This window comes from Pseudoxanthobacter sp. (assembly GCF_036822375.1).
Lineage (GTDB): Bacteria > Pseudomonadota > Alphaproteobacteria > Rhizobiales > Segnochrobactraceae > Pseudoxanthobacter.
Genome location: NZ_DAISHT010000054.1, coordinates 11342 through 18003, shown reverse-complemented (window position 1 = coordinate 18003; position 6662 = coordinate 11342). Strand labels below are relative to the sequence as shown.

7 protein-coding genes are annotated in these 6662 nt (G+C 68.2%); 4 read left to right on the top strand and 3 right to left on the bottom strand.

Annotated features, from left to right (window positions below; translation table 11 throughout):
• Positions 1–88: 88 nt before the first annotated feature.
• On the bottom strand, positions 89–469 hold the full coding sequence (locus tag V7067_RS07605; protein WP_334175285.1) for a DUF2267 domain-containing protein: 381 nt from the start codon (positions 467–469) through the stop codon (positions 89–91).
• A gap of 317 nt (positions 470–786) precedes the next feature.
• On the opposite strand from V7067_RS07605, the gene V7067_RS07600 reads away from it, so the two are divergent.
• The 3 genes from V7067_RS07600 to V7067_RS07590 all read left to right on the top strand — a co-directional run bounded on the left by V7067_RS07600 (position 787) and on the right by V7067_RS07590 (position 4483).
• Positions 787–2391 (top strand): helicase HerA-like domain-containing protein, encoded by a 1605-nt coding sequence (locus V7067_RS07600; RefSeq protein WP_334175284.1) that lies wholly within the window; start codon positions 787–789, stop codon positions 2389–2391.
• 92 nt (positions 2392–2483) lie between these two features.
• A complete protein-coding gene (locus tag V7067_RS07595) occupies positions 2484–3878 on the top strand; it encodes a M20/M25/M40 family metallo-hydrolase (protein WP_334175283.1) in 1395 nt (464 codons plus the stop codon).
• 11 nt (positions 3879–3889) lie between these two features.
• Positions 3890–4483 carry a TIGR00730 family Rossman fold protein gene (locus tag V7067_RS07590; protein ID WP_334175282.1) on the top strand — a complete coding sequence of 198 codons (594 nt, stop codon included), beginning with the start codon at positions 3890–3892 and terminating at the stop codon, positions 4481–4483.
• A 63-nt stretch (positions 4484–4546) separates the two neighbouring features.
• Here V7067_RS07590 and V7067_RS07585 read toward each other — a convergent pair whose 3' ends face one another.
• Positions 4547–5209 (bottom strand): haloacid dehalogenase type II, encoded by a 663-nt coding sequence (locus tag V7067_RS07585; RefSeq protein ID WP_334175281.1) that lies wholly within the window; start codon positions 5207–5209, stop codon positions 4547–4549.
• 354 nt (positions 5210–5563) lie between these two features.
• On the opposite strand from V7067_RS07585, the gene V7067_RS07580 reads away from it, so the two are divergent.
• The gene (locus tag V7067_RS07580; RefSeq protein WP_334175280.1) at positions 5564–6163 is read left to right on the top strand and encodes a superoxide dismutase; all 600 of its coding nucleotides are present in this window, start codon (positions 5564–5566) and stop codon (positions 6161–6163) included.
• A gap of 78 nt (positions 6164–6241) precedes the next feature.
• Here the strand turns inward: V7067_RS07580 and V7067_RS07575 are convergent, their stop codons facing one another.
• Positions 6242–6592, bottom strand: a complete 351-nt coding sequence (locus tag V7067_RS07575; protein ID WP_334175279.1) for a hypothetical protein — start codon at positions 6590–6592, stop codon at positions 6242–6244.
• Positions 6593–6662 lie beyond the last annotated feature (70 nt).

Here is a 6662-nt window from a genome sequence, read left to right as displayed (position 1 = left end):
TCAGCCGGCGCCGGAGAGGCCGTCGCGGGCGGTCTCCGTGCCGGCCGGGATGCACCGGATAAGCGGGCTGTGCCGCGAAAGGGCGGTGTCAGATGACCTGACGCAGGCCCGGAATGGCGTCGACCACGTTGTCCACCAGCTCGTCGCCGGCGCTCTCGCGGGCGAAGGTGTCGATTTCCTTCAGCACCGTCTGAATCTGGCCCATTTCGAGGCCGGCCGAGGTCAGCTCGTTGAAAGCGCCCATGGCGCCGAGGCCGCCGCCGAACAGACGGCCGAGGCCGCCCACGTCATCGGTGGCGCCGGAATGCTGCAGCATCGCGTTGGCGCCGGGCAGCTTGGCGAAAAGCGCCTTCACCTCGTCGGCCGGGCCGTCATGGTGCAGGAAGCTCAGCACGATCTGAATGGCCTTGCGGACGTGGGCTTCGTCGAGCCCGGTCTTCTTGGCGATCTTGGCGATGAGCTGATCCATGGTCCCGAAGTCCTCCGCTTGATGTCGGCCATTGCATTCGCCGCAGCGCCGCCACTCAACACAACTTGCCCCTTTGCGACAAGCCCGGAATGCCGGCCTGCGGCGCCGTTGCCCACCCCTTTTCATGCCCCGTATCCGGCCGGTCTTCGGGCCGGGGCCGGGCGGGCCGGCGCAGCCCGCACCTTTTGGCCTCCTTTGCGCCGGGCCGCAAGGATTTGCCGCAAATTCTGCCCGCGCCTATAACGCACAAGGCCGGCCGCGTTCCCATGTCGGGCGAGGGGGCCGGATGAGGGGATCGCACCATGGCTGCGGATGGGATGGCTGCGGACAGGATCGTCATCGGGTTCAGCGACAAGGCGGAGACGCTGCTGCTGAAACGGGCCAACCGCCACGGTCTGGTGGCCGGTGCCACGGGCACCGGCAAGACGGTGACGCTGCAGGTGCTGGCGGAAGGGTTTTCGGCAGCGGGCGTGCCGGTTTTTGCCGCCGATATCAAAGGCGACCTGTCGGGCATCGCGGCGCCGGGCGCGCCGAATGCGGCGTTCGATGCGCGGGCGGCCGACATGGGCCTGACGCTGAACCGGCGCGGTTTTCCGGCGGTGTTCTGGGATGTGTTCGGGGAAAAGGGGCACCCGGTGCGGGCCACCATCTCCGAAATGGGGCCGCTGATGCTCTCCCGCCTGATGGGGCTGAACGAGACGCAGGCCGGCGTGCTTTCCATCGTGTTCCGGGTGGCCGACGACGAGGGATTGCTGCTGCTGGACCTGAAGGACCTGCGGGCGATGCTGAGCTTCGTGGCGGAGCGGGCGGCGGAGATCGGCCCGCGCTACGGCAACGTCTCCAAAGCATCGGTCGGAGCGATCCAGCGCCAGCTTCTGGCACTGGAGGGCGAGGGCGCGGACCGGTTCTTTGGCGAGCCCGCGCTCTATATCCATGATTTCATGCGCTGGGACCGGCGCGGATACGGCGCCATCAACATTCTGGCCGCCGACCGGCTGATGCACAGCCCGCGGCTTTACGCGACCTTCCTGCTGTGGATGCTGTCGGAACTGTTCGAGGAACTGCCGGAAGTCGGCGATCCGGAGCGGCCGAAGCTGGTGTTCTTCTTCGACGAGGCGCACCTGCTGTTTGACGATGCACCGAAGGCACTCGTCGACAAGATCGAACAGGTGGTGCGGCTCATCCGTTCCAAGGGGGTCGGCGTCTATTTCGTCACCCAGAACCCGCTCGACCTGCCGGAAACCGTGCTGGGTCAGCTCGGCAACCGGGTGCAGCATGCGCTGCGCGCCTTTACCCCGCGCGACCAGAAGGCGGTGCGTGCTGCGGCGGAAACTTTCCGGCCCAATCCGGCGCTCGATACCGCCCGGGCGGTGACAGAGCTGGCGGTCGGCGAGGCGCTGGTCTCGCTGCTGGAGGCCGATGGCGCGCCCTCGGTGGTGGAGCGCACCCGCATCCGCCCGCCGGAAGGGCGCGTCGGGCCGCTCAGCGACGAGGAGCGGCAGCGCATCATCGCCGCAAGTCCGCTGCGGGCACGCTACGAGGCGACGGTGGATCGCGAATCGGCCTATGAAATCCTGACGGAGCGCGCGGCCGGCACGCGCGGCGAGGCCCCGGCAGCGCCGGCGGGCAGGAGCGCGGGGATGAGTGCCGGCAAGAGCGCTCCGGCGCCGGCCGGCGACAGCGGCCCGGGGGGCGCGGAAGAGGGCGGCGAGGGCGGCCTCGGCGGGCTGTTCGACACGGTGTTCGGCACCGGCCGGGCGCGCGGACGGCGGCTGACGCCGCTGCAGTCCGCCGCCCGCTCGGTCACCCGCGAAATGGCGGGGCGGGTTGCCGGCGATCTGGGGCGCAAAGCCGCCGGTTCGGTCGGCGGCTCCATCGGCCGGGCGGTGGTGCGCGGAATTCTGGGCTCGATCCTGCGCTGAGGCGGGACCGGGGCCGCAGCGGGATAACGGAAGCGGCGCGGCGGGCCGGCCCGCTTCCGCCGGTTCGCGACGAATCTTGGAGAGGAAAGATCATGGCAGACGCCGTTATCGATGCTGTTCTGGCGCGCATCGACGCCGATATCGATGAGAGCGTGGAGCGGCTGTTCGCGCTGCTGCGCATTGCTTCCATCTCCACCGATCCCGATCACGCGCGGGCCTGCGCGGAGGCGGCTAACTGGTGCGCGGACACGCTGAACGGGCTGGGCTTTGTCGCCGGCACGCGGCCGACGCCCGGCCATCCGATGGTGGTGGGCCACCGCACCGACGCCACAGCCGCCGGCCCGCATGTGCTGTTCTACGGCCATTATGACGTGCAGCCGGTGGACCCGCTGGAGCTGTGGCACACCGACCCCTTCGCCCCGCGCCTTGCCGAGGACGAGGCCGGTCGCAAGGTGATCGTGGCGCGCGGCGCCGCCGACGACAAGGGCCAGCTTCTGACGTTCGTGGAGGCCTGCCGGGCGTGGATCGCCGTGCACGGCCGCCTGCCGGTGCCGGTCACCATCCTGTTCGAGGGCGAGGAGGAATCGGGCAGCCCGAGCCTCGTGCCGTTCCTTGAGGCCAATGCCAAGGAACTCTCGCACGACGTGGCGCTGATCTGCGACACCGGCATGTGGGACCGCGAGACGCCGGCGATCAATTCCTCGCTGCGCGGCCTGGTGGGCGAGGAAATCGTCATCACCGCGGCCAGCAAGGACCTGCACTCCGGCCTGTTCGGCGGCGCGGCCCGCAACCCGAATCATGTGCTGGCGAAGATCCTCGCCGATCTGCACGACGAGAACGGTCACGTCCGCGTGCCGGGCTTTTATGACGGCGTGGCGGAGACGCCGGCGGCGATCCGGGCGCAGTGGGATTCGCTCGGCATGACGGCGGAGACCTTCCTCGGCGGCATCGGCCTGAAATATCCGGCCGGCGAGGGTGGCCGCTCGGTGCTGGAGCAGGTGTGGGCGCGGCCGACGGCGGAAGTGAACGGCATGATCGGCGGCTATACCGGGCCGGGCTTCAAGACGGTGATTCCGTCCAGGGCCTCCGCCAAGGTGTCGTTCCGCCTCGTCGGCGGGCAGGATCCCGAGACGATCCGGGCGGCCTTCCGCGAATTCGTCGCCGCCCGCGTGCCCGGCGACTGTTCGGTGGCGTTCCACGCCCACGGCGGCAGCCCCGGCCTGTCGGTGGATATCGACAGCCCGCACATGGCGCGCAGTCTGAAGGCGCTGTCCGACGAGTGGCCGAAGCCGGCGGTGGTGATCGGCTCCGGCGGGTCGATCCCGATCGTGGGCTATTTCAAGGACATTCTGGGCATGGATTCGCTGCTCATCGGCTTCGGCCATGCCGACGATCAGATCCATTCGCCCAACGAAAAATATGATCTGGCGAGTTTCCACAAGGGCATCCGCTCGTGGGCGCGTGTGCTGGCGGAACTGGCGGAATAACCGGCGCTGAGATGACGAGAGACCTGAAGACGCTGTGCGTCTATTGCGGATCGAACCCCGGAACGGGGTTCGACTACACCGGCACGGCCCGCGGGCTTGGCCGGGCGATTGCCGAAGCGGGGCTGCGGCTGGTTTATGGCGGGGCCCGGGTGGGCTGCATGGGGGCGGTGGCCGACGGCGCTCTTGAGGCCGGCGGCACCGTGGTGGGCATTCTGCCGGAGGCCCTGCGGGCGCGCGAGCTGGCCCACCCCGGCCTCAGCGAACTGCACATCGTCGGCTCCATGCATGAGCGCAAGAGCCTGATGGCCGACCTTTCCGATGGCTTCGTGGCCCTGCCGGGCGGCGCGGGCACGCTGGAGGAGGTGTTCGAGATGTGGACGTGGGCGCAGCTTGGCCACCATGCCAAGCCGGTCGCCTTCTTCGATGCCGGCGGCTTCTACCGCCCGCTGATCGGCTTTCTCGACCAGCTGGTGACGACCGGGTTCGTGCGTCCGCATCACCGCGACATGCTGATCGTCGCCGACGATCCGCAGGCCCTCATCGCCGCCTGCCGGGCCTATGAGGCGCCGGTGGTGACGAAGTGGATCGGCCGCGACGAGCGCTGAGGCAGGCGCCGGAAACACACTGCCGGCGCGGGGGTGGGCGTGCCGCCTCCGCGCCGGCCGGTCTCAGTCGAGCGCCAGCAGGCCCTTCAGCGAGGGCAGCACCGCGGCGGGCTTCAGGTCCGGATATTCTTCCGGCTGGCCGGTGCGGTTGATCCACACCGTGCGGAAGCCATAGGCCGTGGCCCCGGCCACATCCCAGCGGTTCGAGGACTGGAACGACACGGCATCGGGAAAGACGCGGAAGCGCGTGGCGACCAGATCGTAGACCGTCTGCGCGGTCTTGTAGGTGGCAATCTCGTCGACCGAAATCACCTCGTCGATGGCATCGCCGAGCCGGGCGCTGGCGACCGCCGAGGCCAGCATCTTCGGCGTGCCGTTGGAGAGAATCGCCAGCCGCGCGCCGCCGGCCTTGAGGGCGGTCAGCACCTCATAGACCTCGGGATAGACATCGAGGGTGCGGTAGGCATCGAGCAGCACGGCGCGCGTCGAGGGATCGGCCTCGGGCGTGGCTGCGAAGGCGAAGTCGAGGGCATCCTCGGTCAGTTGCCAGAAATCGCGGTAATGGCCCATCAGGGCGCGAATCCACGAATATTCGAGCTGCTTGCGGCGCCACAGGTCCGACAGGCGGTCGGCCGCCGGCCCGACCGCCTGCGCATGGCGGCGCACGGCGGCATGGACGTCGAACAGCGTTCCGTAAGCGTCGAACACATAGACGGCGCGGGGCATTTTCTTCTGTCTCCGGTTCGGGCCGCGAAACTCCTTGCCCGGGGCGGAAAAGGCGCGGGAGAAACCGGACTTTATCCTCAAGGGGCCGTTGCCGCCATTCTCCCAAATCCTTATGTTCCACAACGCAGATGGATTGTGCGGCCGGCCGGCTTTCGCAGCACGCGGGCAGGGCTGCCGCGCGCGGCGGATGAGGCCAGCCTTTTTTGCGGGGAGCCCCGCGCCGTGCGGGGCAATGACCGAGAATGGCCGGGCAGGGACACCCCGCCCGGCACGCGACCTGTCCGGCGAGGACCTGCCGAACCGGCGTTTCCGCCGAAACCGGGGTCATTTGAGACCCCGCCAAGGAGAAACCAGATGGCCTTTGAACTTCCCGAACTGCCTTATGCCTACGATTCGCTCGCGCCGTTCATGTCGGCCGAGACGCTTGAGTACCACCACGACAAGCACCACCTTGCCTATGTCACCAACGGCAACAACCTGATCAAGGGCACCGAGTTCGAGGGTCTCAGCCTCGAAGAGGTGGTGAAGGCGAGCTACGGCAAGAACGCGGGCGTGTTCAACAACGCCGGCCAGCACTTCAACCACATCCACTTCTGGAAGTGGATGAAGGCCGGCGGCGGCGGCAAGAGCCTGCCGGGCAAGCTTGCCGCGGCCATCGACAGCGATCTCGGCGGCTACGACAAGTTCCGCGCCGACTTCATCGCCGCCGGCACCACCCAGTTCGGGTCGGGCTGGGCGTGGCTTTCCGTGAAGAACGGCAAGCTGGAGATCTCCAAGACCCCCAACGGCGAGAACCCGCTGGTGCAGGGCGCCGCGCCGATTCTCGGCGTGGACGTGTGGGAGCACTCCTACTACATCGACTATCGCAACGCCCGCCCGAAGTATCTTGAGGCGTTCGTCGACAGCCTGATCAACTGGGACTACGTTCTGGAGCTTTACGAGAAGGCCGTCTGAGGCTTTCTTCGGCAAGCGAATCGAAAAGGGCGCCTTCGGGCGCCCTTTTTGCTGTCTGGTTCTGGTGATCGATCTGCCTCAGCGCCCGGGAACCGGCCGCGGACGGCAGGAATTCTGGATCAGCAGCGCATTGACGAGGCCAATGGCGCGGTTGCGCCAGACATTGCAGTCGGCCTCTGACGGAAAGCAGCCGATAACCGACACCGGAAGGGAACCCGAGCCCCACGAGGTGTTGCTCTGGCCGGAAACGCGGCCGACCCAGCCGTAAGCGGGATGGGATTCGCAATCCGGCGTCTGCGCCTGAAACTGCGCGATGCGCCATGGCAGGGTCTGCGCGGCGGCCGGCAGGACGGCAAGCGCGGCGAGGCCGCAGAGCGCGGCGGCAATGGCCGCCTGCACCGGGCGCGGAACGGCGGAAGACAGGGCCATGGCGGGAACCCTCTGGCAGCAGAGCTCTTGGGGCGCAGAAATACCGGATCAAGCAAGCCCGGATCAGCAA

Excerpts from the sequence above, each read along its gene's own strand:
- V7067_RS07605 (WP_334175285.1), bottom strand. The coding sequence starts at position 469 with ATGGATCAGCTCATCGCCAAGATCGCCAAGAAGACCGGGCTCGACGAA.
- V7067_RS07600 (WP_334175284.1), top strand. The coding sequence starts at position 787 with ATGGCTGCGGACAGGATCGTCATCGGGTTCAGCGACAAGGCGGAGACG.
- V7067_RS07595 (WP_334175283.1), top strand. The coding sequence starts at position 2,484 with ATGGCAGACGCCGTTATCGATGCTGTTCTGGCGCGCATCGACGCCGAT.
- V7067_RS07590 (WP_334175282.1), top strand. The coding sequence starts at position 3,890 with ATGACGAGAGACCTGAAGACGCTGTGCGTCTATTGCGGATCGAACCCC.
- V7067_RS07585 (WP_334175281.1), bottom strand. The coding sequence starts at position 5,209 with ATGCCCCGCGCCGTCTATGTGTTCGACGCTTACGGAACGCTGTTCGAC.
- V7067_RS07580 (WP_334175280.1), top strand. The coding sequence starts at position 5,564 with ATGGCCTTTGAACTTCCCGAACTGCCTTATGCCTACGATTCGCTCGCG.
- V7067_RS07575 (WP_334175279.1), bottom strand. The coding sequence starts at position 6,592 with ATGGCCCTGTCTTCCGCCGTTCCGCGCCCGGTGCAGGCGGCCATTGCC.